Annotated in this window: 28 protein-coding genes and 1 tRNA gene; 21 read left to right on the top strand and 8 right to left on the bottom strand. The window is 70.0% G+C overall.

The window, feature by feature from the left end; genetic code table 11:
- The first annotated feature begins 41 nt into the window (after window positions 1-41).
- Window positions 42-410 (top strand): hypothetical protein, encoded by a 369-nt coding sequence (locus IEY82_RS12965; protein WP_189124332.1) that lies wholly within the window; start codon window positions 42-44, stop codon window positions 408-410.
- Window positions 410-1,039, top strand: coding sequence for a hypothetical protein (locus tag IEY82_RS12960; RefSeq protein WP_189124331.1), 630 nt, complete (start codon window positions 410-412; stop codon window positions 1,037-1,039). Before IEY82_RS12965 ends, IEY82_RS12960 begins: the two co-directional genes overlap by 1 nt.
- Before the next feature lie 61 nt (window positions 1,040-1,100).
- On the opposite strand, the gene IEY82_RS12955 is transcribed toward IEY82_RS12960, so the two are convergent.
- Window positions 1,101-1,907 (bottom strand): helix-turn-helix transcriptional regulator, encoded by an 807-nt coding sequence (locus IEY82_RS12955; protein WP_225263211.1) that lies wholly within the window; start codon window positions 1,905-1,907, stop codon window positions 1,101-1,103.
- Window positions 1,908-2,021: 114 nt separating this feature from the next.
- Between IEY82_RS12955 and IEY82_RS12950 the strand changes: the two genes are divergently transcribed.
- The 6 genes from IEY82_RS12950 to IEY82_RS12925 all read left to right on the top strand — a co-directional run bounded on the left by IEY82_RS12950 (window position 2,022) and on the right by IEY82_RS12925 (window position 6,884).
- Complete coding sequence (locus IEY82_RS12950; protein ID WP_189124329.1) at window positions 2,022-3,032, top strand: ABC transporter substrate-binding protein; 1,011 nt, start codon at window positions 2,022-2,024, stop codon at window positions 3,030-3,032.
- Between the two features lie 101 nt (window positions 3,033-3,133).
- Window positions 3,134-3,949, top strand: coding sequence for a siderophore-interacting protein (locus IEY82_RS12945; protein ID WP_189124328.1), 816 nt, complete (start codon window positions 3,134-3,136; stop codon window positions 3,947-3,949).
- Window positions 3,939-4,928, top strand: a complete 990-nt coding sequence (locus IEY82_RS12940; protein ID WP_225263209.1) for a FecCD family ABC transporter permease — start codon at window positions 3,939-3,941, stop codon at window positions 4,926-4,928. Before IEY82_RS12945 ends, IEY82_RS12940 begins: the two co-directional genes overlap by 11 nt.
- Window positions 4,925-5,944 (top strand): FecCD family ABC transporter permease, encoded by a 1,020-nt coding sequence (locus IEY82_RS12935; protein WP_225263207.1) that lies wholly within the window; start codon window positions 4,925-4,927, stop codon window positions 5,942-5,944. The genes IEY82_RS12940 and IEY82_RS12935 overlap by 4 nt, the downstream gene beginning before the upstream one ends.
- On the top strand, window positions 5,941-6,753 hold the full coding sequence (locus IEY82_RS12930; protein WP_189124327.1) for an ABC transporter ATP-binding protein: 813 nt from the start codon (window positions 5,941-5,943) through the stop codon (window positions 6,751-6,753). The genes IEY82_RS12935 and IEY82_RS12930 overlap by 4 nt, the downstream gene beginning before the upstream one ends.
- 54 nt (window positions 6,754-6,807) lie before the next feature.
- Window positions 6,808-6,884: transfer RNA gene (locus IEY82_RS12925), tRNA-Met, on the top strand.
- Between the two features lie 107 nt (window positions 6,885-6,991).
- Here the strand turns inward: IEY82_RS12925 and IEY82_RS12920 are convergent.
- A complete protein-coding gene (locus IEY82_RS12920; protein WP_189124326.1) occupies window positions 6,992-7,651 on the bottom strand; it encodes a hypothetical protein in 660 nt (219 codons plus the stop codon).
- Between the two features lie 115 nt (window positions 7,652-7,766).
- Window positions 7,767-8,522 (bottom strand): class I SAM-dependent methyltransferase, encoded by a 756-nt coding sequence (locus IEY82_RS12915; protein WP_189124325.1) that lies wholly within the window; start codon window positions 8,520-8,522, stop codon window positions 7,767-7,769.
- Window positions 8,523-8,594: 72 nt separating this feature from the next.
- Between IEY82_RS12915 and IEY82_RS12910 the strand changes: the two genes are divergently transcribed.
- Window positions 8,595-9,161, top strand: a complete 567-nt coding sequence (locus IEY82_RS12910) for a CGNR zinc finger domain-containing protein (protein WP_189124324.1) — start codon at window positions 8,595-8,597, stop codon at window positions 9,159-9,161.
- A gap of 227 nt (window positions 9,162-9,388) precedes the next feature.
- Here the strand turns inward: IEY82_RS12910 and IEY82_RS40145 are convergent, their stop codons facing one another.
- On the bottom strand, window positions 9,389-9,745 hold the full coding sequence (locus IEY82_RS40145) for a ClpX C4-type zinc finger protein (RefSeq protein WP_189124323.1): 357 nt from the start codon (window positions 9,743-9,745) through the stop codon (window positions 9,389-9,391).
- Window positions 9,746-9,762: 17 nt separating this feature from the next.
- Complete coding sequence (locus IEY82_RS12900; protein ID WP_189124322.1) at window positions 9,763-10,122, bottom strand: tetratricopeptide repeat protein; 360 nt, start codon at window positions 10,120-10,122, stop codon at window positions 9,763-9,765.
- Window positions 10,123-10,484: 362 nt separating this feature from the next.
- Here IEY82_RS12900 and IEY82_RS12895 point away from each other — a divergent pair, with 362 nt between their 5' ends.
- The 4 genes from IEY82_RS12895 to IEY82_RS12880 all read left to right on the top strand — a co-directional run bounded on the left by IEY82_RS12895 (window position 10,485) and on the right by IEY82_RS12880 (window position 14,914).
- Window positions 10,485-12,275 carry a glycosyltransferase family 2 protein gene (locus IEY82_RS12895; RefSeq protein ID WP_189124321.1) on the top strand — a complete coding sequence of 597 codons (1,791 nt, stop codon included), beginning with the start codon at window positions 10,485-10,487 and terminating at the stop codon, window positions 12,273-12,275.
- 74 nt (window positions 12,276-12,349) lie between these two features.
- On the top strand, window positions 12,350-13,354 hold the full coding sequence (locus IEY82_RS12890; protein ID WP_189124320.1) for an energy-coupling factor ABC transporter permease: 1,005 nt from the start codon (window positions 12,350-12,352) through the stop codon (window positions 13,352-13,354).
- Window positions 13,355-13,379: 25 nt separating this feature from the next.
- Entirely contained in the window at window positions 13,380-14,135 is a 756-nt protein-coding gene (cbiQ, locus tag IEY82_RS12885) for a cobalt ECF transporter T component CbiQ (protein ID WP_189124319.1), read from the top strand.
- A 35-nt stretch (window positions 14,136-14,170) separates the two neighbouring features.
- A complete protein-coding gene (locus tag IEY82_RS12880; RefSeq protein WP_189124318.1) occupies window positions 14,171-14,914 on the top strand; it encodes an energy-coupling factor ABC transporter ATP-binding protein in 744 nt (247 codons plus the stop codon).
- Here IEY82_RS12880 and IEY82_RS12875 read toward each other — a convergent pair.
- Window positions 14,889-15,908: a potassium channel family protein gene (locus IEY82_RS12875; protein WP_189124317.1), complete on the bottom strand. Its 1,020-nt coding sequence runs from the start codon at window positions 15,906-15,908 to the stop codon at window positions 14,889-14,891. The genes IEY82_RS12880 and IEY82_RS12875 overlap by 26 nt on opposite strands.
- Before the next feature lie 73 nt (window positions 15,909-15,981).
- Between IEY82_RS12875 and IEY82_RS12870 the strand changes: the two genes are divergently transcribed.
- The 4 genes from IEY82_RS12870 (at window position 15,982) to IEY82_RS12855 (ending at window position 18,644) form a co-directional block, all read left to right on the top strand.
- Window positions 15,982-16,320, top strand: a complete 339-nt coding sequence (locus tag IEY82_RS12870; protein WP_101785558.1) for an STAS domain-containing protein — start codon at window positions 15,982-15,984, stop codon at window positions 16,318-16,320.
- Window positions 16,321-16,368: 48 nt separating this feature from the next.
- On the top strand, window positions 16,369-17,142 hold the full coding sequence (locus tag IEY82_RS12865; protein ID WP_189124316.1) for an SDR family oxidoreductase: 774 nt from the start codon (window positions 16,369-16,371) through the stop codon (window positions 17,140-17,142).
- Between the two features lie 6 nt (window positions 17,143-17,148).
- Window positions 17,149-17,913 (top strand): crotonase/enoyl-CoA hydratase family protein, encoded by a 765-nt coding sequence (locus IEY82_RS12860; RefSeq protein WP_189124315.1) that lies wholly within the window; start codon window positions 17,149-17,151, stop codon window positions 17,911-17,913.
- A 101-nt stretch (window positions 17,914-18,014) separates the two neighbouring features.
- Complete coding sequence (locus tag IEY82_RS12855) at window positions 18,015-18,644, top strand: rhomboid family intramembrane serine protease (RefSeq protein ID WP_189124314.1); 630 nt, start codon at window positions 18,015-18,017, stop codon at window positions 18,642-18,644.
- Between the two features lie 163 nt (window positions 18,645-18,807).
- Here IEY82_RS12855 and serC read toward each other — a convergent pair whose 3' ends face one another.
- Entirely contained in the window at window positions 18,808-19,917 is a 1,110-nt protein-coding gene (gene serC, locus IEY82_RS12850) for a phosphoserine transaminase (protein WP_189124313.1), read from the bottom strand.
- Between the two features lie 215 nt (window positions 19,918-20,132).
- A complete protein-coding gene (locus IEY82_RS12845; protein ID WP_189124312.1) occupies window positions 20,133-21,239 on the bottom strand; it encodes a citrate synthase 2 in 1,107 nt (368 codons plus the stop codon).
- A gap of 176 nt (window positions 21,240-21,415) precedes the next feature.
- Between IEY82_RS12845 and pdxH the strand changes: the two genes are divergently transcribed.
- The 4 genes from pdxH (at window position 21,416) to IEY82_RS12825 (ending at window position 26,542) form a co-directional block, all read left to right on the top strand.
- Complete coding sequence (pdxH, locus tag IEY82_RS12840; RefSeq protein ID WP_189124311.1) at window positions 21,416-22,069, top strand: pyridoxamine 5'-phosphate oxidase; 654 nt, start codon at window positions 21,416-21,418, stop codon at window positions 22,067-22,069.
- A 9-nt stretch (window positions 22,070-22,078) separates the two neighbouring features.
- Window positions 22,079-23,314 carry an MFS transporter gene (locus IEY82_RS12835; protein WP_225263203.1) on the top strand — a complete coding sequence of 412 codons (1,236 nt, stop codon included), beginning with the start codon at window positions 22,079-22,081 and terminating at the stop codon, window positions 23,312-23,314.
- A gap of 177 nt (window positions 23,315-23,491) precedes the next feature.
- Entirely contained in the window at window positions 23,492-24,196 is a 705-nt protein-coding gene (locus IEY82_RS12830; RefSeq protein WP_189124310.1) for an iron-dependent transcriptional repressor DtxR, read from the top strand.
- A 123-nt stretch (window positions 24,197-24,319) separates the two neighbouring features.
- On the top strand, window positions 24,320-26,542 hold the full coding sequence (locus IEY82_RS12825) for an ATP-binding SpoIIE family protein phosphatase (protein ID WP_189124309.1): 2,223 nt from the start codon (window positions 24,320-24,322) through the stop codon (window positions 26,540-26,542).
- Window positions 26,543-26,552 lie beyond the last annotated feature (10 nt).

The following is a 26,552-nucleotide window of genomic DNA, read 5'->3' as shown; positions in this document are numbered from 1 at the left end:
CGACCACTGGCATGCCGACTACCGAGTGAGGAGAGCGCCGGATGTCCGCCGAATTCAAGGAAATGCAAATATCGCCCTCAAGCCTTCGTTCCGCATCCCTGAGCATCGGCTTCGTGGTGGATGACATAAAGGAGGACACTTACGCCCCTCTCAAGGGGGCTATGCCCCCTGAGTATGGTGGGGTCACTTATGCCCATAAAATGCCCATCGCCGGAGTTCTTAGTCATGCGCTCCGTGGGTTGACGGATGACATGGGAGGGGCACTGGAAAACCTCATCGCGCAGGCGGAGTATGCCTCGGACGGGCTCAAGCGAATGGTCGACAACCGCGATCTCGCCGAGGACGCCAACTTCGCGGAGGTGTTCAAGGACCTCGAGAAGGCTTTTGACTGGGAGAACGGGCAGCCGTAGTGATCAGGATAGAAGATTTTCCTGAGTTGGAAAACATGCTCGCTGAGTGGATAGACGCGGGATACATATTTGACTTCAAATGGCCGGTGGATGACGAGGATAAGTGGTTGAGCGCGGCCGACTACTGGAGGCCGGAGAACCACTACGGTGTGCGCAAAATGGCGGGGATCGGTGACGAGCCCACCCATATTGACGAAGCCGTGGACGGCGTACGCCGAGACAACCACGGAGTGGCGATCGACGCTTTCCTGGAATACTGGAAGTCCACTCCCCGTCGCAACGCCAATGAGATCTACCAGACGTACGTACGATTCTACGAGTCGACGAGATGGGTGGGCGGGGCTCTGGTCGCCTACAAGCTATACGCTCTAGAGTCCCTGAAGGCGCTCAAGGAAGCATTGGACGAGAACGAGAGTCGGGCCTCTTGGTTTCCCTGGGTCGGGCCTAGCGATGACGAGATATACATCGCCGCAGGCAATCTTGCTCGGGAGTTCGATTACAAGATCATGCAAAGGGGCGAAAAGCTCCAGGATGACTTGGGGCAAGAGCTGGGCGAGGTCCTTTCGAAGAAAGGCATTCTGCAGCAGATCGCCAAGCCCGACACCGAAGGTCTCGGCTTCGGCGATTGACTGATCATCACCACGCGAGTCGCGTGATCGGCGGCAGGTGATGTTCGGGGTCCGTGATCGGTCAGGCGGGGTCGGTGGGGTGGGAGGCGTGCTGGCCGGGGGTGTGGCCGTACTCCTTGGCGAAGGCGGCGATGAAGGCCGACGGCGTGGCGTAGCCGACGCGGTGCGCGACCTCGGTCACCGGTCGGGTCTTCAGCAGCACCCGTGAGGTGCGCAGCCGTAGCTTGGTGCGCCACCGCGAGTAGGGCATGCCGAACTCTCGGAGGAAGTCGCGCTGCAGCGTCTTGACGCTGACGTGCAGGCGTTCGGCCCACTCGTCGAGGCGGACCTGGGCGCCGGGGTCGTGCGACAGGGCGCGGGCGACCGCCATGGCGAAGCCGGTGCCGGTCGCGTGGTGGCGCACGTAGTCGCGGGTGGAGGCGCCGAGGCCGGCCAGGATCCGTTCGCGGGCGGCGAGCGCGTCGTGCTCGTCGTATCCCGGGGCGGCGATCGCCTCGACGAGCCGCGCCGCCTCGTCGTCGATGGACACCGCGCCCGCTCGTAGCCCGACGAGCGCCGGCGGCACCTGACGCAGGCAGATTCGGTAGACGGTCTGCCGGTCGGCGGCGCGTACGTCATGGGTCACGGCGCGCTGCGCCCAGAAGGACTCGCCCGGCCCGACGAACCGCGCGTCGGCCCCACACCTGGTCGAAAGGACGCCGTCGGGAGACCAGTAGAGCTGGTGCAGGAAGTCCTGCCGGGTCTCGCCGAACTCGAGGACGGCGGCGGAGTGGTACTTGAGCACCAGGATGCCGTCGAGCCTTCCGAGGCCGTAGCCGTACTCCTCGCACCGCAGCGGGTCCGTCCGGTGGTGACTTCCCGTCGACATTGGCTGTCCTCCCAGCGACATCACCAAAAACTTAGGGAAGGGTAACCTAAGTACATCTCGCTGATGAGATCAGCCCCCTCCTGACCTGCGACTCCCCTGAAGGAACGAACCACCATGTCCTCACGACAGCCCAGACGCCTGGCCGCCCTGGCGCTCACGTTCGCCCTGGTGACCGGTTGCGGTTCCACCGGCTCCGGCGAGGAATCCGGTGGGAAGGCCGAGGCCGGCGTCACCGAGACCCGGGTCTTCACCGCCGACAACGGCGACGTCACGATCCCCGCCAAGCCGCAGCGCGTCGTGGCGACCGGTTACTCGGTGCCGGTGCTCATCGAGGTCGAGGCCCCGCTGGTCGGCGTCTCCAGCTGGCAGCGCGGGCTCGCGATGATGACCGACGAGGATCGCGCGACGTACGACTCCCTCACCAAGATCGCAGGAGAGACGGCCGCCGAGACCAACTACGAGGCCGTCGCCCAGGCCAAGCCGGACCTGATCGTCATCGGCGTGCCCAAGCCGGCGCTCGCCGACATCGACATGGACCGCCTCAAGTCCATCGCTCCCGTCGTCGCCATCGGGCCGAGCACCCCCGACGCGTGGCGCGAGCTGTCGCGACGCCAGTCCGACGCGGCGGGCGCGCTCGGCTCCTTCGAGACCGCCAAGACCGAGTACGAGAAGAAGGCGGCCGAGCTGGCCGAGAAGTACAGGACGGCCCTGGCCGGCCTGAATTTCGGCCACGTGGGCGCCTACGGCGACGTCGCCAAGGGGACGTTCCAGCGGGAGTTCGCCAGGTCGTGGGGCACCAACATCGCCGGGGACGTCGGCGTCACCTACTACGGCGAGGTCAAGGAGAAGGGCGGCAACGCCCGCGACGTCTCGGAGTATCCCTCGATCGAGGAACTGCCCGACAGCCTCGGCGAGGCCGACGCCATCACCTACACGGTGGAGCCCGACGGCTCGGTCAGCGAGCAGGTCCAGTACGTGCTCGACTCCAAGCTGTGGAAGAACCTGCCCGCGGTCAAGGCCGGCAAGGTCTTCCCGCTGCGCTACACCGAGGCGGCGACGTACTCCTCGGCGCTCAAGACGCTGGACGCGATCGACCAGGCGCTCGCGCCGGTGCTCGCGAAATGAGCGGTGCGAGCACGAGCGGTACGAGGATGAGCGGTGCGACCACGAGCGGTGCGACCACGAGCGGTGTGAGCACGAGCGGTGCGAGCACGAGCCCCGCAAGGATGAGCATCGACCGGCACGACCCGGGCGAACGGGTGGCGGCCCATCACCGCGACGGCAAGGGCACCACCCGGATCGGCTACCCCATCGGAGTCCGCGAAGTCTCGGTCCTCGCGCGGCGGCACGTGACACCGCGCATGCTGCGCCTGACGCTCGGCGGGCCGGAGCTCGACGGGTTCCACACCTACCAGGCCGACGACCACGTCAAGCTGGTGTTCCCCGACCCCGACGGCACCCGCCGGGTCCCGGTGCCCAACGACGAGCTGTCCCTCGACTGGCCCAAGCCGTCGCCCGCCTCGCGCAAGTACACCGTGCGGCGCTTCGACGCCGACGCCGGCGAGCTCGACCTGGACTTCGTGCTCCACGACGGCGGACTCGCCTCGACCTGGGCGACCGCCGCCGAGGTGGGCGACCGGATCGTGATCGCCGGCCCGCCCGGAGCCAAGGCCTTCGCGCACACCTACGGCCACTACGTCTTCGCGGTCGACGCGACCGCGCTCCCGGCGGTCGCCCGCTGGCTGGAGGAGTCGCCGGTCGACGTGTCGGCCGAGGTCGTGATCGAGACCGACGACGCCGCCGAGCACGGCTACCCGCTGGCCCCGCGCGACGGGGTGCGGGTCACCTGGCTCGTCCGCGAGGGCACGCGCTCCTCGCTGGCCGAGACCGTACAGGGGGTGAGCCTGCCCGAGCGGCCGGCCTTCCTGTTCGCGGCCGGTGAGGCGGGTGACATCAAACCGCTGCGCTCGTGGAGCAGGGGAAGGCTCGACTCGCTCTTCACCGGCTACTGGAAGCGTGGAGTGGCCGGGCTTGAGGACTGACGCGCCGATGCAGGCCGCGATCCTCGTCGGGTCCGCCGTGCTGCTCGTCGCCGTGGCCGGCGCCAGCGTGAGCGTCGGCGCGCACGCGGTCCCGCCGGCGGAGATCTGGCGAGCGTTCGCCGACTTCGCCGGCACCGACGACCACCTGATCGTCCGCGACGTGCGCGTGCCGCGGACGGTCCTCGGCATCTGCGTGGGCGCCGCCCTCGGCGCCTCGGGCACCCTGATCCAGACGCTGACGCGCAACCCGCTGGCCGAGCCCGGCGTTCTCGGCGTGACCGCGGGCGCCGGATTCGCGATCACCCTGGGCGGCGTGCTCGGCCTCGCCGGGTCGCAGCCGGCCCAACTGCTGCTCGCGGCCCTCGGCTCGGCGCTCGCCGCGCTCGTGGTCTACGCCGTCGGCCGGACCGCGCCGCTGCGGCTGGTGCTGGCCGGCGTCGCCCTCAGCTCCGTGCTCGCCGGCCTCTCGCTCGGCCTGCGGCTCATGCTGCCCGACGTGTTCGACAAGTTCAGGTTCTGGACCGTCGGGTCGCTGGCCGGCCGTGAGCAGGTCTCCCTCACCCTCCCGCTGGTCGCGATCGCCGTCGCGCTGGTCGCCGCCCTGCTGGTGACCCGGCCGCTGAACGCCATGGTGCTGGGGGAGCAGGTCGCCCACGCGCTCGGCGGTCACACCGGCCGGACCCGGGTCGGCGTGCTGGTGATCGTCACCCTGCTCGCCGGAGCCGCCACGGCCGTGGCCGGGCCGATCGCCTTCGTCGGCCTCATGGTCCCGCACCTGGCCCGGCGGCTGTCCGCCGGATCCATCCCCTGGCTGATGGCCCACACCGTGCTGCTCGGCCCGATCATGCTGCTGGTGTCGGACATCGCCTCGCGGGTCCTGCTGCCCACCGGTGAGGTGCCCGTGGCCGTCGTCACCGCCTTCCTGGGCGGCCCCGTACTGATCTGGGTCGTCCGGCGCTACGGGGCGGTGTCCCTGTGAGCTCCCTCGTGCTGCGCGCCGGCCCGTACTCGGTCATGGTCGAACGGCGTACCGTGCTGGTGTCGCTCGCGCTCGTCGGCGCCGGGCTGGCCCTCGCCCTCGCCGGGCTCTGCCGAGGCGCCTCCTGGGCCACGCCGTCGGAGGTGCTCTCGGCGCTCGCCGGCCAGGGCGACTCGGTGGTGGTGATCCGTGACTGGCGGCTGCCCCGCGTGGCCGCCGCGCTGGTCTTCGGCGCCTCCCTGGGGCTGGCCGGCGCGGTCTTCCAGAACCTCACCCGCAACGCGCTCGGCAGCCCGGACGTCATCGGCCTCGACGCCGGCGCCTACACCGGCGCGCTGGTCGCGATCACCGTGCTGAGCGGGACCGCCGCGCAGCTCGCCATCGGCTCGGTGGCCGGCGGCCTGCTGGCCGCGCTCGCCATCTACGTCCTGTCGCTGAAATCCGGGCTCAGCGGGCTGCGGCTGATCGTCATCGGCATCGCCATGAACGCCATCCTGACCGCGGTCAACTCCTGGATCGAGCTGCGCGCCGAGCTGGAGGTGGCGATCGCCGCCACCGGATGGAGCGCGGGCTCGCTGAACGGCGTCGACTGGGACGAGGTCCGGCTGCCGTTCCTCATCATCGGCGGGCTCATGCTGGTGCTGGTCACGCTGTCGCACGCCATGCACCAGTCCGCTCTCGGCGACGAGCTCGCCATCACCTCCGGTGTGGGCCTGAACCGGCTCCGGCTGCTGCTCGTCCTGGTCGGTGTCGGCTGCACCGCCACCGTGACGGCGATCGCCGGGCCGATCGTGTTCATCGCGCTCGCCGCCCCCCAGATCGGCCGCCGCCTCACCGGCGCCGCCGGCGTGCCCCTGGTGCCCGCCGCGCTGACCGGCGCGGTGCTGCTCCTGGCCGCCGACCTCGTCGCCCAGCTGCTGCTGGCGCCGATGGCGCTGCCGGTCGGCGTGGTGACGACCGCGATCGGCGGGTGTTATCTCATCTGGCTGCTCTTCAGGGAAGTGAAGCGACCGTGACCGCACCTCCGACCGGACGCCCGGCCGCACCTCCGGCCACCCGGCTCGCCGCCCGGGACATCACGCTCGCGTACGGCGAGCGGGTGGTGTCGGCGAACGTCGACCTGGACGTCGTGGACGGCGCGTTCACCGCGATCATCGGCCCGAACGCCTGCGGGAAGTCGACCTTGCTGCGGTCCTTCGTGCGGCTGCTCAGGCCCACGACCGGCACGGTCTCCTTCGACGGCCGCGACGTCTTCGGCTACCAGCCCAAGGCCATCGCCAGGGAGATCGGATTCCTGCCCCAGCAGCTCGCCGCCCCGGAGAACATCGCCGTCAGGCGGCTCGTCGCCCGTGGCCGCTACCCGCACCAGTCGCTGCTGTCCACCTGGTCGGCCGAGGACGAGCGGGCCGTGCACGAGGCTCTGGCCGCGGCCGGCGTCGAGGAGCTGGCCGAGCGGCCGGTGGAGGAGCTGTCCGGCGGCCAGCGCCAGCGGGTGTGGGTCGCGATGGTGCTGGCCCAGGAGACGCCCTATCTCCTGCTCGACGAGCCCACGACGTTCCTCGACATCACGCACCAGTACGAGTTGCTCGCCCTGTTCGCCCGGCTGCGTGACGAGGGGCGCACGGTCATCGCCGTGCTGCACGACATCAACCAGGCCTGCCGGTTCGCCGACCATCTCGTGGCCATGAAGGACGGGCGGATTGTCGCCCAGGGCGCACCGGCCGACATCGTGGACGCGGCGCTCATCCAGGAGGTGTTCGACCTGCCGTGCGTCGTCGTGCCCGACCCCGCCGTCGGCACCCCCATGATCGTGCCCACCCCCTGATGTCCGCGTGCCTGGCGCGAGTGGTCCAGAAGTCGGGTAGTCTTATCTCAGCGACGCGGGGTGGAGCAGTTCGGTAGCTCGCTGGGCTCATAACCCAGAGGTCGTAGGTTCAAATCCTGCCCCCGCTACCAATCGAAACGCCCTCCTGGAGATCTCCCGGAGGGCGTTTCGCATGTTCGCCGTGTCCGATGGAGGCACGGCCCGCAGATCCGGGCCGTGCCGACGGGGTGTCAGCCGTTCACACGCCGGGGAACTGTGCGTCCGGGCAGCACTTCAGCTGGAAGTCCTTGAACCTCTTCAACGTCGCCTGCCGGGCGGCCTGCTTCTGCTCCGGCGTCATCTGCCCCCAGGTGGCGTCGTTGGTCTCCTGGGTCTTCGCGCCGCCGCGGGCCACCATGAAGGACTGGTAGCGCTTGTAGCAGTCGCGTCCCCGTGCGGACCTGTCCTGCCTGAAGGCGCGGACGCAGGTGCGCTCCGCCGCTCGCCACGCGGCGATCTTCTCGGAGTCGGGGCCCGAACGGTCGTGGTCGTGATCGCTGCCCCGGCCCCGGTCGTGGTCGTGATCGTGGTCACGGCCCTGGTCGCGGCCCCGGCCCCGATCATGGTCACGGCCCCGGTCGTGGTCGCGGCCCCAGTCCTGATCGTGATCGTGGTTGCGGCCCCGGTCGTGGTCACGGCCCCGGTCGTGACCGTGGTCGTGGTCACGGCGTCGGTCATGGTCGTGGTCGTGGTCACGGTAGGACACGGTGGACGCCGGCTGCGGAGCCGCGCCCGCGCACACGGGGCCGCGGGCCTGGGCATAGGCGGCGCTGCCGGCTCCGAGGCCGGGGACGGCGCAGGAGGTGAGCACGACGGCGCCGAGGACCCTGGTAAGCACGGGCATGAGATTTCCGTTCATGTCCTTTGCTTGTAGTCACCCCGATGGCCGGCCTCACCCCGGACGCGCGTGCCGGGGCCGATTCTTGGTGGCTGCTTGGGACGTGGGTGAGGGTGGGACGGTGCGGATGTCCCGATCAGTCGCGGATGGCGCACAGCAGGCGGTTGTTGCCGCGCTGCCACAGGGTGCCGGTTTCCCGGAACCCCGCGTCGCGGAGGGCTCCGACGTGCGTGGAGAGCAGGTGCGACTCGGAGCCGTGGTGGTGGGCGCCCGCGGTGACGCGCTCCACGTGGAGGTCGGCGAAGGCGGGGTCGGCGGCGACCGCGTCCCACCACTGGCGCCAGTCCTCGGGGCGGTCGCCGGCGAACCTGCGCTCGGTCTCCCGATCGTGTACGGCGCGTTCGAGACGGGCGATGGCCGGGGTGGTGTCGTCGCTGTCGAGGTGGTCGCCGTTGAGCAGCAGACCGCCGGGGCGCAGGACGCCGGCCAGTTCGGCGTACATCGGCCGGAGGTCCTCCTCGGAGATCCAGTGCAGCGCCGTGGTGCTCACCGCGGCGTCGGCGGGCCGGTCCAGTCCGAGCGACCGTGACCAGCCGGGGCGGCGCAGGTCGGCGGAGACGAACGTGAGCCGAGGGTAGGCGGCCCGCCCGAGCCCGAGCAGCAGCGGGTCGGCGTCGACCGAGATGACGGTGGCCTTGGGCAGCCGGTCGAGCAGGCGGGCGGAGAGTGACCCGGGGCCACAGCCGAGGTCGATGACCAGCGGATCGGGGCGGTCAAGGGCCTCGACCGCGTCGATCAGCGCGGTGAAGCGCTCCTCGCGGTCGGGCAGGTAACCCTCCTGCTGGCGGTCCCAGCGCGCGATCCAGTCGAGTGCGGCATCGTGGGTGAGCACAATCGTCTCCTTGTGACTGTCATCTATAATTTCGACAGTTACAAGCTAGAACACAAAGGTGTAACCAGTCAATTGAACTTCAACAGTCACACGGACTTGGTCGTGCGGGTGGCGGTGGAGCTGGTCAACGCGCTGACCCCAGGCGAGAGACATGGCCGGGCCGTCCCCCCGCGCGGCGATCGCGTCGCGGCCACTGACAGCGCCCTGCGTGCCGTCTATCCGAGTCATCGCGAAGTCACCGAGGCGGAGGCCGACGAGCTCGCCGCGACCGCGGCCCGGCTCCGCGCCGTCTTCGAGGCGGTCGCGCGGGACGACCTCGACGCGGCGGCTCAGCAGGTCAACGACCTGCTGGCGGAGACCCGCGCCCGGCCCATGCTCGAACGGCACGACGGCGAGCCCTGGCACCTGCACTTTCACGGGCCCGGCGGCACCATGGCCGGCGACTGGGCGGCGAGCTGTGCCACCGGGCTCGCGATGGTGCTGGGCAGTGAGTTCGGCGACCGCCTCGGCGTGTGCACGGCGCCGCACTGTGACCGCGTGTACGTGGACGTCTCCCGCAACGGCACCCGCCGGTTCTGCTCCACGGCCTGCCAGAACCGGGTCAAGACGGCGGCCTTCCGGGCCAGGGGCAGAGCGTGACCGGGCCCCCTGCTCCAGCTCCCCGGAGTGCGGCCGGGGAGCTGGAGCCCGTTTCATTCAGCGGCGAGCCGCTCCGCCTCTTCGTGCAGGGCCACGATCAGGACCAGCTCCAGCTGGATCGCTTCGAGATCGGACCCCGCGAGGCCGTCTAGGACGCGCATGGTGGGCCTCCCTGGTTATGGGACGTCCCACGAGTCACATCGGTTTACCGCCGCCGGACGAGGTCGTTACCGGAAGCGTTCCCAGGCCGACTGTCGCGTCATGCCGAGGGAGGCGCCGATGCGCTCCCAGCTGACGTCGCGGGTGCGCAGGTGGCGCACCCAGTCGTGCAGGTTGTCGTCGATCTGCGCCTGCACGGCGACGATCTTGGGGAGATGGTCGAGGACCTGGTCGTCGGTCAGTGTCTCCCACGGGGGGAGCCGTGGCCCGGTGGAGGCGGAGAGCCGCTCGTCCTTCAGGATCTCGGAGCACAGGCCGACGCACTCGTCGCAGATGTGCACGCCGGCCCCGGCGATCAGCTTGGTGACTTCCTCGCTCGTCTTGTGGCAGAACGAGCAGCGGAGCTTCTCTTTCCAGTCAGGCATGGCCTGACAGTGATGCGTCAGGCAACACCTGACAAGCGGGTCGCCCGCTCACGTTCCATCTGAGCCTGGATGATCTCCTGGCGCTCCTCGTTGATCCTGCGGCAGATCGTGACGTAGGCGTTGAGCACCTTGCGGTACGCCTGACGCGCCTCGTCGAGCTGGGAGGTGAGCATGAGGATCCGCACCGGATCGCCCTCCCGCTCGGCCTCGGCGAGCAGCGCTCGCGCCTCGTCCACGATCTCCTCCGCCCGCACCCTCGTACGGCGGAGCAGCGCCGAGCACTCGTAGAGCTCTGCCAGTCGTGCGGAGGAGACGATGAACTCGGCAGTGTGCACGGCCGAGCCGGACGCCATCCGGCTACGCAGATCAGGTCCCAAATCCGCCCCCTCTCCGGTCAAGGTTGCCTAAGCGTAGACGCGCCGGGGCCCCCAATGGATCACCCGTAACCCTCGGAGGGTAAGGCACCCCTCCCGGTGGAGAAAGTTCTCCACTCCAGGTGGGAAAACAGCGCCCCCTCAGGTGATTCGCTGGTCACTAATTGTGGTGCTTGGCGGATTTACCTGCACTGATCTGCGCTTCGTGGCGAATCGCACGGGACGGGAAATGGGGCGGACGAAGACCGGCGATCGGCCCCCCGGGAACCGGCGTTGGTCACATACTGAAACGAGTCGGGAGCGAATCGTAACGGCTGAGGGGCGCGGCTGTGACTGTGACGACATCTGGGAAAGGCGAGGAGGCAGTGGATGTCAGCATCGTCATCCCGGCCCGCGACGCCCGCCCCTACCTGGACCGATGCCTTACCTCGGCGCTCGTCCAGCGGGTGCGCAAGGAGATCGTGGTCGTCGACGACGGGTCGACGGACGGCACCGCGGAGCTGCTGGAGCTCTACGCCGCCTACCACCCCGACGCCGTCAGGGTGGTCCGCCTCGACGGCCTCGCCGGCAGAGGCGCCGGACGGCCGCGCAACGTCGGCCTCCAGCACGCCACCGGCCGCTACGTCTTCTTCTGCGACGCCGACGACTATCTCGGCGCCGAAGCCCTGGAGCGGATGGTCGCCATGGCCGACCGCAACGGCTCCGACATCGTGCTCGGCCGGATCGCCGGCCACGGCCGCCGGGCGCCGGTCTCGATGTTCACCCGCAACACCGAGCGGGCCGGCTTAGCCGACAGCGCCGTCTACAACAGCCTGTGCTGCTTCAAGCTCTACCGCCGCGACCTGCTCGAACGGCATCGCATCAGGTTCGCCGAGGGAGTGCTCGTCGGCGAGGACCTCCACTTCACGGTGCACGCCTACTGCCACGCCGGCGTGATCTCCGTGGTCGCCGACTACGACTGCTACCACCTGGTCGCCCGGCCCGACGGCAGCAGCGTCATGCAGCAGCCCGACAGCAGGGACCCGGTCGCCTGGCTGGCGATGATCAGGGGCCCGATCCGGCTGATGACCGAGCACATCCCGCCCGGCCCACTGCGCGACCACCTGCTCGGCCGGCATTTCCGGCTCGACGCGTTCGCCCAGCTCGGCGCCCCGTTCCTGGCGGCCGACGAGGTACGCCGCAAGGACATCGCCGAAGGCGTGGCCGCGCTCTGCGACGAGTGGCTGACCCCCGGCGTCTACGAGCGGCTCCACCGCACCGACCGGGAACGGCTGGCCGCCCTCGGCGACGTCGACCGGCTGGCGCGGCTGGCCCGCATAGAGAACGCCGCCGTGCGCCGCCGCCTCACGGGGCTGCGCTGGGAGGCCGACCGGCTGGTGGTCTCCGGCACGGCCGCACTCGACGGCATGCGCGTGCACCACGGCATCTACCTCGTGCTGCGGGCCCGGAGAGACCCGGCGGCCGAGGTGGTGGTGCCCGCCGGCTACGACGGCGACGAGTTCACCGCTCTGGTCGACGTGGGCGCGCTCGACTCCGGGATCTGGGACCTGCGCGTCGCGATCGAGCTGGAGGGCGTCGTCAGGTCCGGCCGGCTGGGCGCCGACCGTGACGACGACGTGGCCCGGCCCGCGCCCCGGCTCATCGACGGCGTCGTCGCCATGCCGTACTTCACCAGGGACAACGGCAACCTCAGCGTCGACATCGGCGGGCACCTGCGGACGGTGCCCGGCAACGCGCGGCTGACCAGGACGAGATGGTCGCTCGGCCACCGGCTGGTGATGGACGGCGAGGTCACGGTCGCGGGGGCGATTCCCGAGGCGTCCGTCGTGCGCCGGGTGGTCTGGCGCGAGCGGCGCACGGGCGGCGAGTACGCCGAGCCGGTGGTCGCCCTGCCGGGCGGCGGCTTCACGGCCCGGCCGGCGGTCGGCGGGTTCGCGCCCGGCACCTGGGACGCCTATCTGGAGGTGGAGCTGGGCGGGCCGCCGGCGAGGTTCAGGATCGAGGCCGACGCCGCGACGGTCGCCAAGCCGTGCCGGTTGCGAGCAGCGGCCCTGCTCAGGAGCGTGCGGCCCTACGCCACCCCGGGTAAGGGGAAGTTGAGCGCCGTTGTGCGCAAAATCACGGCTCGTGCGCTGGTGAGAAGGTTCCTTCGCTAATTGCCATCTATGTGCAACTGCAAGGCGATGTCCTAAAGTAGGCCCTGTTCTTCTCGCCTCTTTCGGAGGATGTCGTGCACGTACCCGATGGCTTCTTCAACGCCGCCGTGTCCATCTCGGCCGGAGCGGTCGCGGCCGCCGGGGTCGCGGTCTGTCTGCGCGGCGCCAAGCGTGAGCTCGACGACCGCACCGCTCCCATGGCGGGTCTCGTCGCCGCGTTCATCTTCGCCGTCCAGATGCTCAACTTCCCCGTCGCCGCGGGGACCAGCGGCCACCTGCTCGGAGGCGCGCTGGCCGCGATACTCGTCGGGCCGTACACAGGTGTCCTGTGCATGGCCGTGGTCCTGCTCGTGCAGGGCGTGTTCTTCGCCGACGGCGGGCTGACGGCGCTGGGCGTCAACATCACGATCATGGGCATCGTCACCGTGCTGGTCGGCTGGGGTGTCTTCCTGCTGGTCAGCCGCGTGGCCAGGGGCAAGGGCGCCATCACGGTGGCCGCGTTCCTCGCCGCGCTGGTCTCGGTGCCCGCCTCCGCGCTGGCGTTCACGCTGCTGTTCTGGATCGGCGGCACCGCGCCGATCGAGGTGTCCGCGGTGGCCGCCGCGATGGGCGGGGTGCACGTGCTGATCGGCGTCGGCGAGGCCGTGATCACCGCTCTCACCGTGGGCGCGGTGCTGGCCGTCCGGCCCGACCTGGTGTACGGCGCGCGCGGCGTGGCCGCTCCGCTGGTGCTGCGGGGTCCGGAGGGCGCCACGACGGTGCAGCCCGAGCGGCCGGTGGCCACGGGCGGCGGGATCAGGCCGTTCCTGCTCGGTGGCCTCGGTGTGACGGCGCTGCTGGCCGGGGTGGTGTCCTTCTTCGCCTCCTCCAGCCCCGACGGGCTGGAGTCGGTCGCCGAGGAGAAGGGTTTCCTCGGCCAGGCGACCGACCACCTGTTCGGCTCATGGGCGCTGGCCGACTACGGTGACGTGGGCGGCATCCCGGTGGGCGTCGCGGGGATCCTCGGCGTGGGGCTGGTGCTGCTCATCGCCGGAGCCGTGGGTTACGCCGCGCGTGGTCGCGACAGGGTCAGGGTCTGAGCACGTGAACGAGAGACGGTGAGTGGTGGGCGCGGGGCATCGGCATCAGCTCTATCTGCCGGGTGGTTCGGCCGTGCACCGGCTGCCGCCGCAGTGCAAGCTGCTCGCCGTCTTCTCCTTCGCCCTCGTGGTCGTGGCCACGCCGAGGGAGCGGTTCTGGGCGTTCGCGGTCTACGCCGTGATGCTGGTGGCGGTCGCGCTGCTCGCCAGGGTGCCCCTGCCCTACGTCCTGCGGCGGATGGTGATCGAGCTGCCCTTCGTGCTGTTCGCCTTCCTCATCCCCGTCATCGGGATGGGGGAGCGCATCACGGTGCTCGGGCTCTCGCTGAGCGTCGAAGGGCTCTGGGCGGCGTGGAACATCCTGGCCAAGGCGACCCTCGGCGTGGTCGCCTCCATCCTGCTGGCCGCCACGACCGAGCCGCGCGTCATCCTGCTCGGCGCGCAGCGGCTCCGGCTGCCGAGCCTGCTGGTGCAGATCGCCATGTTCATGCTCCGCTATCTGGACGTGATCCTGGACGAGATGCGGCGGATGAAGGTGGCTCGGGAGTCCCGGGGCTTCGAGGCACGAAATTTCCGGCACATCCCGGTGATCGCCCGGTCGGCCGGCGCCCTGTTCATCCGCTCGTACGAGCGGGGTGAGAGGGTGCATCTGGCGATGCTGAGCCGCGGTTATTCAGGTCAGATGCCGATAATCGGCGAAATTTCGGCGTCTGCTAGGCAGTGGGGCACCGCGCTCGCCCTGCCGATCCTCGCGCTGGCGGTGTTGGGACTGTCGCTGTGAACTCTCTGAACGTGACTCAACGGAACTCTCCGAACGTGAACTCTCTCGAAGTGAGCCGTCTCGCCTACGCCTACCCCGACGGGACCCAGGCCCTGTTCGGCGTCGACTTCACGATCGGCAGGGGAGAGCGGGTCGCCCTGCTCGGCCCCAACGGCGCCGGCAAGACCACGCTGGTCATGCACCTCAACGGCATCCTCACCGCCGGCCACGGCGCGGTCACCGTGGCCGGCACCCCGGTGCGCAAGGACACCCTCAAGGAGATCAGGCAGCGCGTCGGCCTGGTCTTCCAGGATCCCGACGACCAGCTCTTCATGCCCACGGTCAGGGACGACGTCGCCTTCGGCCCGGCCAACTCCGGCGTCGCCGGAGAGGAGCTGGAACGGGTCGTCAAGGCGGCCCTCGACCGGGTCGGCATGCTCGACGCCATCGACCGGCCGCCCCACCACCTGTCGTTCGGCCAGCGCCGCAGGGTGGCCGTGGCGACCGTGCTGGCGATGGCGCCCGAGATCCTGGTGCTGGACGAGCCGTCGTCCAACCTCGACCCGGCCGCCCGCCGGGAGCTGGCCGAGATCCTGCGCTCGCTCGACGTCACCGTGCTCATGGTCACCCACGACCTGCCGTACGCGCTGGAGCTCTGCGACCGCTCGCTCATCCTGTCGGACGGCGTGATCGCCGCCGACGGGCCCACCCGCGAGCTGCTGGCCGACGTCGAGCTGCTCGCCGCCCACCGCCTGGAGCTGCCGTACGGCTTCGCTATCCCGGCGCCGGAACGTGGATGACCACGACCCGGTCGCCCGCCCGGAGGGTTGACACACGGGGGTCGGCGTAGGTCATGACCTCGCGGCCCCTGACCACGGCCACCACGATCTCCTCGCACGCGGAGGGCGGCCTGCCGACCTCCTCGGGCGCCACCGCGCGCTCGAACAGGTCGAGGCCCCGGCCGTAGGCGAGGAAGTCCTCGATCAGGGTGCTGACCGCGGGGCTCTGGGTGGCCACGCCGAGCATCCGGCCGGCGGCCTCGGATGACGTGATCACCACGTCGGCGCCGCTCTGCCGTACCAGCGGGTCGTTCTCGGCCTCGCGGACGGCGGCCACGATCGTCGCGGTGGGGTTGAGGCTGCGGGCCGTGAGCGTCACCAGAGCCGAGGTGTCGTCGCGCTGGGTGGCGACGATGATCTCCTTGGCGGTGCCGATGCGGGCGCGGTTGAGCACGTGACTGCGGGTGCCGTCGCCGACGACCCCGACGAACCCGTCGGCCGTGGCCTCGTCGATCATCGCCGGCTGGGGGTCGACCACCACGATCGAGTCGCGGGTCCGCTCATTCTCCAGCAGCGTGCGGATCGCCGCCCGGCCCTTGGTGCCGTAGCCGATGATCACCGTGTGATCGTGCAACCTGGCCCTCCAGCGTTCGATCCTGATGGCATCACGGGTGCGCCTGGTGAGAACCTCGAGCGTGGTGCCCACGAGGACGACGAGGAACGCGATGCGCAACGGCGTCACGGCCACGATGTTGATGATCCTGGCCTCGGAGCTGACCGGGGTGATGTCACCGTAACCCGTGGTGGAGATCGACACCGTGACGTAGTAGAGCGCGTCCAGCAGCGACACCTTGCCGTCGGCGGTGTCGCGGTAGCCGTCCAGATCCATCGCCACCAGCGCGAACATCGCCAGGACGATCGCCGCCGCGATCGCCATGCGGCGCAACACCGCTCGCAGCGGGCTCAACGGGATGACCGGAAGGCGCACTCCCGTCTCCGACTCGTCCTCCCGCATGCGACTGATCGTAGTTGTGCATGCCCGGTATCCGGGGATGTCGAAGTACAGTGGCTCATCGAGGAGGGGCCCAATGAAGCTGCGGCTTGCGCGACATGCCCTGGGCGACGCCGTGGTGGTCGCCGTTGAGGGCGAGCTCGATCTGTTCACCGCCCCGTTCCTCCGCGACGAGGTCCGAGACGCCATCAAACAGGACAGCGCCCGGCTCGTCCTCGACCTCCAGCAGCTGTCGTTCATGGACTCCAGCGGCCTGTCCGTGCTGATCGAGGCGTGGCGGCTGGCCACCGGAGAGGGCGGCGGGGTCTCGCTGGCCGCTCCGCAGGCGCCGGTGGCCCGCATCCTGCGCACGACGGGGCTCGACCGGCGCATCAAGGTCTACTCCGACGTCGACAGTGCCGTGGGTGAGATTTAACCGCCCCCGAGTAGAACTTCATTCGGTACGCGGGTTAGGGTCCCGGTTATGGACGTGAACGGATCTGCAGCAATAATCTCCGGCGGTGCCAGCGGCCTCGGTGAGGCCACCGCCCGTGAGCTCGCGCGACAGGGCGCGACAGTGGTCATCGCCGATCTCAACGAGGAGCGCGGCAAGGCCGTCGCCGACGAGCTCGGCGGGGTCTTCGCCAAGACCGACGTGTCGGACGACGAGCAGGTGCAGGCGGCCGTGGACGCCGCCGTCGCCACCGGCAAGCCGCTGCGCGTGGTCGTCAACAGTGCGGGCATCGGCTGGGCCGAGCGCACCGTCAACCGTGACGGCTCCCCGCACAGCCCGGCCTCCTACCGCAAGGTCATCGAGGTCAACCTGATCGGCACGTTCAACCTGATGCGCATCGGCGCGGCCGCGATCTCCAAGACCGAGCCGGTCGACGCCGACGGGCAGCGGGGCGTGGTCGTCAACACCGCCTCCGTGGCCGCCCTCGAAGGGCAGACCGGCCAGCTGGCCTACTCCGCCTCCAAGGGCGGCATCGTGGGCATGACGCTGCCCGCGGCCCGCGACCTGGCGGCGATCGGCGTGCGGGTCAACACGATCTGCCCCGGCATCATCGACACCCCCATCTACGGCTTCTCGGCCAACGCCGACGAGTTCAAGGCCAAGCTGGTGGCGCCCGTGGTGTTCCCCAAGCGCATGGGCCGGGCCGACGAGTTCGCGCACCTGGTGCGCTCCCTGGTGGAGAACGACTACATGAACGGCGAAGTCATCCGCTTCGACGGCGGCATCCGCTTCCAGCCCAAGTGAGGTCCCGTGTCTGACGAAGTACTCGTCGAAGAGTCCGACGGCGTAGCCATCATCACGATCAACCGTCCCAAGGCGCGCAACGCCGTGAACGGGGCGGTGGCACGGGGCATCGCCGAAGCGGTCGACGCGCTCGACGCCCGCCCCGACGTCTCCGCCTACGTCCTGACCGGCGCGGGCGGCACGTTCTGCGCGGGCATGGACCTCAAGGGGTTCCTGACCGGCGACGTGCCCATCGTCGAAGGGCGCGGTTTCGGCGGCCTGACCGAGGCGCCCGCCAAGAAGCCGCTGGTGGCGGCCATCGAGGGCTACGCCCTGGCGGGCGGGTTCGAGCTGGCTCTGGCCTGCGACGTCATCGTGGCGTCTTCGGAGTCCAAGTTCGGTCTGCCCGAGCCCAAGCGGGGCCTGGTGGCCGGCGCGGGCGGCATCATGCGACTGCCGCGCCGCATCCCCTACCACGTCGCCATGGAGATCGCCCTGACCGGCGACCACTACTCGGCCGCCCGGCTGTACGAGCTGGGCCTGGTCAACCGGATCACCGAGCCGGGCGCGGCGCTGGACGGGGCGATCGAGCTGGCTCGCCGGATCGCGGCCAACGCGCCGCTGGCGGTCGCCGCCACCAAGAAGGTGATCATCGAGTCCCAGGACTGGTCCCTGGAGGAGATGTTCAGCAAGCAGGGCGCCATCGTCAACCCGGTGTTCGGGACGAAGGACGCCATGGAGGGCGCGGCGGCCTTCGCCGAAAAGCGTGCCCCCCAATGGAAGGGCGAGTAGCCACGCCATACCCCCTCCCTGCCGGGGAGGGGGTTTCTTTTACGCATGCATGACTTGCGGCCCGTACGGTAAAAGAGAGGACGGTCTAGCAGGAGGAGCGCATGAGCGACTATTCGAGGTCCGCGTTCGAGTCAGCCAAGCGCGGCGCGGGCACCCTCCTGACGGGAGCCGTGAGCGCGCTCGTCATCATGGTCGGCGTGCTGGGTGTCATGTGGGGCGTCGAGATCGTCGACTACATGCTCAACGGCACCCTCGACCACCAGTTCGGCATCGTCGGCTGGGATCCTGACGGGCTCCTCGGCATCGTCTTCGCGCCGTTCCTGCACGTCGGCTTCGGCCACCTCATGGCCAACTCGCTGCCGCTGCTCATCCTCGGCTTCCTGGCGGCGCTCCGCGGCGTCGGCAAGTTCCTGGCGGCCAGCGCGGTCATCATCGTCATCGGCGGCTTCGGCACCTGGTTCACCAGCCCCGGCGTGATCACGGTCGGGGCCAGCGGGCTGGTGTTCGGCTACTTCGGCTTCGTCGTGGCCCGTGGTCTGTTCGACCGCCGCATCCTCGACATCGTGATCGCCATCGGGGTGGCGATCGCCTACTACTCGATCCTGTGGGGCCTGCTGCCCAACCAGCAGGGCATCTCGTGGCAGGGCCACCTGTTCGGGCTGATCGGCGGGGTCATCGCCGCCTGGTTCCTGCGGCGCAAGCGGCCCGAGAGCCCCTATCCCGCCTACTGAGCCACCTGCGGCGCGAGGCGCCGCCGCCGTGCGCTCGCTCCTAGGTGAAGGAGCGGTGTGGAGCCGTACGCGCCCCGTGGCGGGCCGCCAGAAGCCTTCCGCACGCGGCACGTCGAGGAGGGCGACGCGTCACCCTCCTCGACGAGTCGTCACGCGGGACGTGTCAAAGGCGCTCGACCACGTAGTCGACGCAGACCGTCAGCGCCTCGACGTCGGCCGGGTCGATCGCCGGGAACATCGCGATGCGCAGCTGGTTGCGGCCGAGCTTGCGGTAGGGCTCGGTGTCGACGATGCCGTTGGCGCGCAGCACCTTGGCCACGGCCGCCGCGTCGACCCCGTCCGCGAAGTCGATCGTGCCGACCACCTGGGACCGGAACTCGGGCGCCGCGAACGGCGTGGTGTAGGACGTCTTGTCGGCCCACGTGTAGAGGCGCTGGGCGGAGTCGGCGGTGCGGGCGGTGGTCCAGGCCAGGCCGCCGTTGCCGTTCATCCAGTCGAGCTGGTCGGCCAGCAGGAACAGCGTCGCCACGGCCGGGGTGTTGTAGGTCTGGTCCTTGGCGGAGTTGTCGATCGCGACCGGCAGGCTGAAGAACTCGGGCACGTAGCGGCCCGACGCGGCGATCTCCTCGACCCTGGCCAGGGCGCGCGGCGACATGAGCGCGATCCACAGGCCGCCGTCGGAGGCGAAGCTCTTCTGCGGCGCGAAGTAGTAGACGTCGGTCTCCGACACGGAGACGGGCAGGCCGCCCGCCCCGGAGGTGGCGTCGACGAGCACCAGCGCGTCGTCGGAGCCCACCCGCGTGATCGGCATCGCGACGCCGGTCGAGGTCTCGTTGTGGGTCAGCGCGTAGACGTCGACGCCGTCCTCGGCCACCGCGGCAGGGTGGGTGCCGACCTCGGAGGCGATCACCGTGGGCTCGCCCAGCCACGGCGCCTTCTTGGCGACGGTGGCGAACTTCGAGGAGAACTCCCCGAAGGACAGGTGCTGCGACCTGTCGCGGATGAGCCCGAAGGCGGCGATGTCCCAGAACGCGGTGGTGCCGCCGTTGCCCAGCACCACCTGGTAGCCCTCGGGCAGCGAGAACAGGTCGGCGAGCCCGGAACGCACCCGGCCGACCAGGTTCTTGACCGGCTTCTGGCGGTGGGAGGTGCCCATGAGGCTCGCGCCGGAGGCGGCGAGCGCGGCCAGTTGCTCGGTACGGACCTTCGAGGGCCCGCAGCCGAAGCGGCCGTCGGCGGGCTTGATGTCAGCGGGAATCACGATGTCAGCCACCTGACCAGGGTACTGACGTGCCGCTGGTGCCTTGGACCAAGTCCGGATTGTGAGACGCGTGGCGTGAAACTTTCACAGCCGGACGTACGAGAACGGCCCGCCGATGGGTCGGCGGGCCGTTCGCGGGGTCGAAGTCAGGCGGGGGATTCAGACGCTTGAGTCAGGACGCGTGAGTCAGGACGCGTGAATCAGGACGCGTGAATCAGTCGCGTGAATCAGACGGTGCCGGCGACCTCGGCGGCGCCGGGCACGTCGGACAGCGGCCGCGAGGCCGGGCCGATGTAGTCGGCGCTGGGACGGACGAGCCGGCCCGTACGCTTCTGCTCCAGGATGTGCGCGGCCCAGCCGGCCGTGCGGGCGCAGGTGAACATCGAGGTGAACATGTGCGAGGGCACCTCGGCGAAGTCCAGGACCACGGCGGCCCAGTACTCGACGTTGGTGGCCAGCACACGGTCGGGCTTGCGCGCGGACAGCTCCTCGAGCGCCGCCTGCTCCAGCGCCGCCGCCACCTCGTAGCGAGGCGCGTCGAGCTCCTTGGCGGTGCGGCGGAGCACCCGGGCCCGCGGGTCCTCGGCACGGTAGACGCGGTGGCCGAAGCCCATCAGGCGCTGGCCCTTGTCGAGCTCGCTCCGCACGTACTTCTTGGCGTCGCCCATCTGCTCGACGCCCTCGATCATGTGCAGGACGCGGGCCGGGGCGCCGCCGTGCAGCGGGCCGGACATGGCGCCGACCGCGCCCGAGAGCGCGGCGGCCACGTCGGCGCCGGTGGAGGCGATGACGCGGGCGGTGAACGTGGAGGCGTTCATGCCGTGCTCGGCGGCGGAGGTCCAGTAGGCGTCGATGGCCTTGACGTGCCTGGGATCAGGCTCACCGCGCCAGCGGATCATGAAACGCTCGACGATGGTGCTGGCCTCGTCGACTCGGCTCTGGGGCACCATCGGCAGGCCGAGGCCACGGGCCGACTGCGCCACGAACGACAGCGCCATCACGGAGGCGCGCGCGAGCTGGTCGCGGGCCTCCTCGTCGCTGATGTCGTGCAGCGCCTGGAAGCCGTAGGCCGGAGCCAGCATGGCGAGCGCGCTCTGCACGTCTACCCGGATGTCACCGGAGTGGACAGGAATGGGGTACGGCTCCGCCGGGGGGAGGCCCGGCTGGAACTTGTTGTCGACCAGCAAGCCCCACACGTGCCCGAAGGGGACGCGACCCACCAGCTCCTCGATGTCGACGCCCCGATAACGCAGGGCGCCCCCTTCCTTGTCCGGTTCCGCGATCTCGGTCTCGAAAGCCACAACACCTTCGAGGCCGGGTTTGAAGTCGGACATGTCTGGCCGCCTCCCTTTCTTGCCATGTTCCGGCAATGCCTTGATGTCGAGATACCGGCGGGTCAATTTAACCCCCTGCCAGTTCATGCTCGGTCTCCGGACCCGGCCGAACGGCATAACCGCTGGTAGGAGGCGTTGCGTGGGATCTGCCACTAAGCGCGACACAATACCCTCTCGTGGATACATCCTCTCGGCCGCCCTCCCTGGCGGGGCTGCGCCGCACCTACGAAGGTCAGCCGCTGCTCGAGTCCGGAATGGCGGCCGACCCCATCACGCAGTTCACCGTGTGGTTCGAGGAGGCCCTGGCCGCCGGGCTGCCGGAGCCCAACGCGATGGTGCTGGCCACCGCCTCGGCGCAGGGCCTCCCCAGCGCGAGGACCGTCCTGCTCAAGGGCTACGACGAGCGCGGCTTCGTCTTCTACACGAACTACGCCTCGCGCAAGGGCCGCGACCTGGCCGCCAACCCGTACGCCTCGCTGTTGTTCCCGTGGCATCCGATCCGCCGCCAGGTGCGCGTGGAGGGCTCGGTGGAGACGCTCGCGCGCGAGGAGTCGGCCGACTACTACCACTCCAGGCCGTACGGGTCGCGGATCGGGGCCTGGGCGTCGCGCCAGTCCGAGGTGGTGAGCTCGCGGGAGGAGCTCGACTCCCGCTACGAGGAGCTGGCGGCCCGCTGGCCGGAGGAGCCGCCGGTGCCCGACTTCTGGGGAGGCTTCCGGGTCGTGCCGTCCGAGCTGGAGTTCTGGCAGGGACAACTCGACCGGATGCACGACCGGCTCCGTTACCGGCGGGCCGACTCCGGTTGGATCCTGGAAAGACTCGCCCCCTAACCTGCCTAGGTGCATTTAGCCGAACTGGTCAAACGACACCTGGTGGACACCCGGCCCCTGGCGGTCCCCGCCTACCGCCGGCTCTGGTTCGGCCAGGCCGTCTCGCACGCCGGCCTGGCGGTGACCGTCGTCGCCGTCAGCCAGCAGGTCTGGGAGCTCACCCACTCCTCCCTCTGGGTCGGCCTGCTGGGCCTGGCCAACCTGATCCCGCTGGTCGTGTTCGGGCTGTGGGGTGGCGCGATCGCCGACGCGGTCGACCGGCGCAGGCTGCTGATCGTCGGCTCGCTCATCGCCTGGGCGAGCACCCTGTTCATCCTGGCGCAGGCCCTGCTCGGCCTGGACAACGTGTACGTACTGCTCGGCGCGGTCGCGCTGGGCGCCACCGGCTTCGCGATCACCTCGCCCGCCCGGGGCGCGATCATCCCCAGGCTGCTGAGCCCGGAGCAGGTGCCGGCCGCCAACGCCCTCAACTCGCTGGTCTACAGCATGGGCGCGGTCGTCGGACCGATGATCGGCGGGGTCGTGCTGGCCGTCGCCGGTTTCGCGGCGGCCTACGCGGTCGACGCCCTGCTCTTCAGCGCCAGCCTGTACGCCGCGCTGCGGCTGCCCGCCCTGCCCCCGCTCGGCGAGGTCGCCAGGCCGGGCGCCAGGGCGGTGTTGGAGGGCCTGAGGTTCATCCTGGCCAGCCCGGTGCTGCTGATGTCGTTCGTCGTCGACATCATCGCGATGGTGCTCGCCATGCCCAAGGCCCTGTTCCCCGAACTGGTCGCCGAGCGCTTCGGCGGCTCCCCGATCGCGCTGGGCTGGCTGAACTCCGCCATGGCGATCGGCTCGGTCGCCGGCGCGGTGTTCTCCGGCTGGGTCGGCCGGGTCAGCCGGCAGGGGCTCGCGCTGGTCGTCGTCATCGCCGTCTGGGGGCTCGCGGTGGCGGCGGCGGGGCTCGCCCAGGCGTTGTGGCTGGTGGTGGCGTTCATGGCGGTGGGCGGCGCGGCCGACGTGGTGTCCTCGGTGTGGCGGCAGTCCATCCTGCAGCTGTACGCGCCCGACGAGATGCGCGGGCGGATGCAGGGCGCCTTCATGGTGGTCGTGGCCGGCGGCCCCAGGCTGGGCGACCTGCGGGCCGGCGCCTCGGCCGTGGCGTTCGGCGTGACCGGCGCCTGGGTCGGAGGCGGCCTCGCGTGCGCGGCGGTCGTGCTGGCGGTGGGCCTGTCCGTCACCCGGTTCCGGGAGTACCGGTCGCGCTGAGCCCGTACCGGCGGGGGTCAGGCGAGGTGGCGGGGAAGGAACCGGGCCGCCGCGTTGTTCTCGTCCGGTGCCATCGTGGGTCCTTCTCACAAGTAGGGTCTCGGGTGACCCCTGTGCCCGAGGCGGACGGGCCCAGTCCCTGCCACCAGCGGCGTAGCATTTGAGTTGGGAGGAGCCTTGACCGCACACGGCCTGATCGATACGACGGAGATGTACCTCCGTACGATTTACGAGCTCGAGGAGGAGGGCATCGTCCCCCTTCGCGCGCGCATCGCCGAGCGGCTTCAGCAGAGCGGCCCCACCGTGAGCCAGACCGTGGCCCGCATGGAGCGCGACGGCCTGGTCCGGGTCGAGGGTGATCGGCACCTGTCGATGACCGACCTCGGACGCGTCCTCGCCACCCGCGTGATGCGCAAGCATCGGCTCGCGGAGTGCCTGCTGATCGACGTTGTCGGGTTGCCCTGGGAGGAGGTGCACATCGAGGCCTGCCGGTGGGAGCACGTGATGTCCGAGTCCGTGGAGGCGAGGCTGGTGATGTTGCTCAACAACCCCACGGTCTGCCCGCACGGCAACCCCATTCCCGGGCTGGCCGAGTTGGGCGTGGCCGAGGCGGGTGAGGGGGGCACCGGTGTGCTGATGTCGATGTCCGACCTCGCCGGGCCCCGTGACATCCCGGTGGTGGTGCGACGAATTAGCGAACAAGTGCAAAGCGATCCCGCCGTGATGCTTAAACTCAAGCAAGTTGGGATACAACCCGGACGCGAGGTCACGCTCGCGGCGAGCGACGACGGTGTGCGGGTGACAGGTGACGGAGACGCAAAGGACACTCCTGCGGAGCTTCCGCGGGATGTCGCCGCGCACGTTTTCGTCTCCAAGCGGTGACGCCAGCGCTGCTGCTTGGTTGAATTCCTCCAGGGAGACCCCCAACTCCCCGCCGGTCAAGACTGTTGCAGGAGCGCCCGTGGTTCGCTTTGCGCACATGCCTCCCCTAGGAGTGGTCTCCGGATGAAGCGTTGGGGGGATCTGTCACAGGATGCGGCTGATCATCTCGCCGCCGCATCCGTACTTGATCATGCGGAGATGGCCGTCGTCGTGACGGACCGCTTCAGCAACCTCCTCTACTGGAATCCCTTCGCGGAACAGCTGTTCGGCCGTTCCGGCAAGTCGCCCTCCCGGGAGACGAAGGTGCTGTCTCTCGGGATCATGGAGAAGGACCACCCGCTCGCCGTCGAGCTGTCCAAGCACGTGCTGAAGGGCGGGGTCTGGGAGGGCACCTTCGACGTGCGCCGCGGCGACGGCACCATCGTCTACGTGCGCGCCCAGGCGGTGCCGCTGCGCCACCCCTCCGGCTCGGTGACCGGCATCGTCATCACCGCCCGCGAGGCGCTGCGCAGCAACGAGCGCGAGAAGGACCGCTTCGGCCTGCTCGAACGCATCGGCGAGCGGCTCGCCGGCTCCCTCTACGTCGAGGAGACGCTCAAGCGCGTCGCCGAGATGCTCGTCCCGCAGTTCGCCGACCACTGCTTCATCGAGTTGATGGAGGGCGACCGGCTGGTCCGCCGGGTGTCGCAGCACGTACAAGGCTGGACGCCTCCGCCCGGCACGTGGAAGCCGGTCGGCGCGGAGATCCGCTACCCGCCGGCCCACTACGCCAGCACCGCGATGAGCCGCCAGGAGACGATCCTGGTCGAGGACTTCGCCACCAGCAACTACCCCAGCCCCTCCGAGAGCGGCGCCAAGCTGTGCGGCGAGGTCGGCATGACCTCGGCCATCGTGGCCCCGCTCTGTGTGCGGGGCGAGACGCTCGGCCAGATGTATCTCGGGCTGTCCAACCTCACCGACCGGCGCAGCCCCCACTACGACGCGTTCGACCGCGACTTCGTCGGCGCCATCGCCACCCGGGTCGCGCTCGCCATCGACAACGCGCTGCTGTTCGAGGAGGAACGACACACCGCCGAGTCGTTCCAGAAGCACCTGCTGCCCCGGGCGTTGCCGCAGCTCGACGGCCTCGACATCGCGGTCCGCTACTATCCGGCGGCGCCGCTCGCCTCCCACGGGCAGGGCATCCAGACCCAGGTCGGCGGCGACTGGTACGACGTGATCCCGCTCTCGGCCGGCCGGGTCGGCATCGTCATCGGCGACGTCGAGGGCAGAGGCGCCAAGGCCGCGGCCATCATGGGCCAGCTCCGGGCGGCGCTGCGGGCCTTCGCCCAGGACGACAAGTCACCCGCCGACATTCTGGCCAGGCTCGACGAGTGGACCCGCATCATCGCCACTCCCGAGAAGGACGACAGCGGCGCCGACGTCAGCATCCCGCCCATCGTGACCTGCCAGTACCTCGTCTACGACGCCTGGTCGCGGCAGCTGTCCTTCGCCAACGCCGGCCACGCCCCGCCGCTGCTGCTGGTCGACGGCAAATGCGTGGAGCTGGAGATCGAGGAGGTCGGCCAGCCGCTCGGCGTGCGGGCCAAGGGCCTGCACGCCGATCTGGTCTACAAGGAGGAGACGCGGACCCTCCCACCGGGCGCGGCGCTGCTCCTCTACACCGACGGCCTGATCGACCGGCGTCCCGGTCGCGACGGCCGGATGCCCAGCGACGCCGAGACGCTCGCGGTGCTCCGCGAGAAGCTGGCCAGGGTGGCCGACGCCGAGGTCGAGCGGGTGGCCGAGGCCGCCACGGTCGCGGTGCCCGGCGAGATCGACGACGACATGGCGATCCTGGTGGTCCGCTCCACCCAGACCGACCTCGACGTCGAGGAGCGCACCTTCCCCGCCCAGCCGATCATGGTCGGTGAGGCCCGCCGGATGGCGTCCGAGGCCTTCTCCAGCTGGAATGTGCCCGAGGAGCGGGCCGAGCTGGCCTGCCTGCTCGTCTCCGAGGTCGTCACCAACGTGGTGCTGCACGCCGCGACCGCGAGCGTGCCGCGCCGGGAGCTGGTCGTCGAGGGGCCGCCGCTGCCGTTCGAGGAGTCCTGGGACGTGCCCGGCTTCGAGGACGAGGTGGTGAGCGACAAGGAGTTCACGCTGAGGCTGCGCAGGGGCGAGGAGTCGGTCTGGGTCGAGGTGTTCGACCAGGACCTCCGCCTGCCGCGCATCCGCAGCGCGGGCGAGAACGACGAGGGGGGCCGCGGGCTCTACCTGGTCGACCAGCTCGCCCGGCGCTGGGGCTCGCGACCCACCAGGGAAGGCAAAGCCGTCTGGTTCGAGATTCCCACACGCAGTCGTTAGTGGTTCACTC

The sequence above is a fragment of the Nonomuraea cavernae genome, from assembly GCF_014646355.1.
GTDB lineage: Bacteria > Actinomycetota > Actinomycetes > Streptosporangiales > Streptosporangiaceae > Nonomuraea > Nonomuraea cavernae.
The sequence above is the reverse complement of the archived record's forward strand: the minus strand, read 5'-3'. Positions and strand labels throughout refer to the sequence as shown.

Excerpts from the sequence above, each read along its gene's own strand:
- IEY82_RS12965 (WP_189124332.1), top strand. The coding sequence starts at position 42 with ATGTCCGCCGAATTCAAGGAAATGCAAATATCGCCCTCAAGCCTTCGT.
- IEY82_RS12845 (WP_189124312.1), bottom strand. The coding sequence starts at position 21,239 with ATGTCCGACTTCAAACCCGGCCTCGAAGGTGTTGTGGCTTTCGAGACC.
- IEY82_RS12920 (WP_189124326.1), bottom strand. The coding sequence starts at position 7,651 with ATGAACGGAAATCTCATGCCCGTGCTTACCAGGGTCCTCGGCGCCGTC.
- IEY82_RS12865 (WP_189124316.1), top strand. The coding sequence starts at position 16,369 with ATGGACGTGAACGGATCTGCAGCAATAATCTCCGGCGGTGCCAGCGGC.
- IEY82_RS12950 (WP_189124329.1), top strand. The coding sequence starts at position 2,022 with ATGTCCTCACGACAGCCCAGACGCCTGGCCGCCCTGGCGCTCACGTTC.
- IEY82_RS12825 (WP_189124309.1), top strand. The coding sequence starts at position 24,320 with ATGAAGCGTTGGGGGGATCTGTCACAGGATGCGGCTGATCATCTCGCC.
- IEY82_RS12870 (WP_101785558.1), top strand. The coding sequence starts at position 15,982 with ATGAAGCTGCGGCTTGCGCGACATGCCCTGGGCGACGCCGTGGTGGTC.
- IEY82_RS12945 (WP_189124328.1), top strand. The coding sequence starts at position 3,134 with ATGAGCATCGACCGGCACGACCCGGGCGAACGGGTGGCGGCCCATCAC.
- IEY82_RS12855 (WP_189124314.1), top strand. The coding sequence starts at position 18,015 with ATGAGCGACTATTCGAGGTCCGCGTTCGAGTCAGCCAAGCGCGGCGCG.
- IEY82_RS12955 (WP_225263211.1), bottom strand. The coding sequence starts at position 1,907 with ATGTCGACGGGAAGTCACCACCGGACGGACCCGCTGCGGTGCGAGGAG.
- IEY82_RS40145 (WP_189124323.1), bottom strand. The coding sequence starts at position 9,745 with ATGCCTGACTGGAAAGAGAAGCTCCGCTGCTCGTTCTGCCACAAGACG.
- IEY82_RS12875 (WP_189124317.1), bottom strand. The coding sequence starts at position 15,908 with ATGCGGGAGGACGAGTCGGAGACGGGAGTGCGCCTTCCGGTCATCCCG.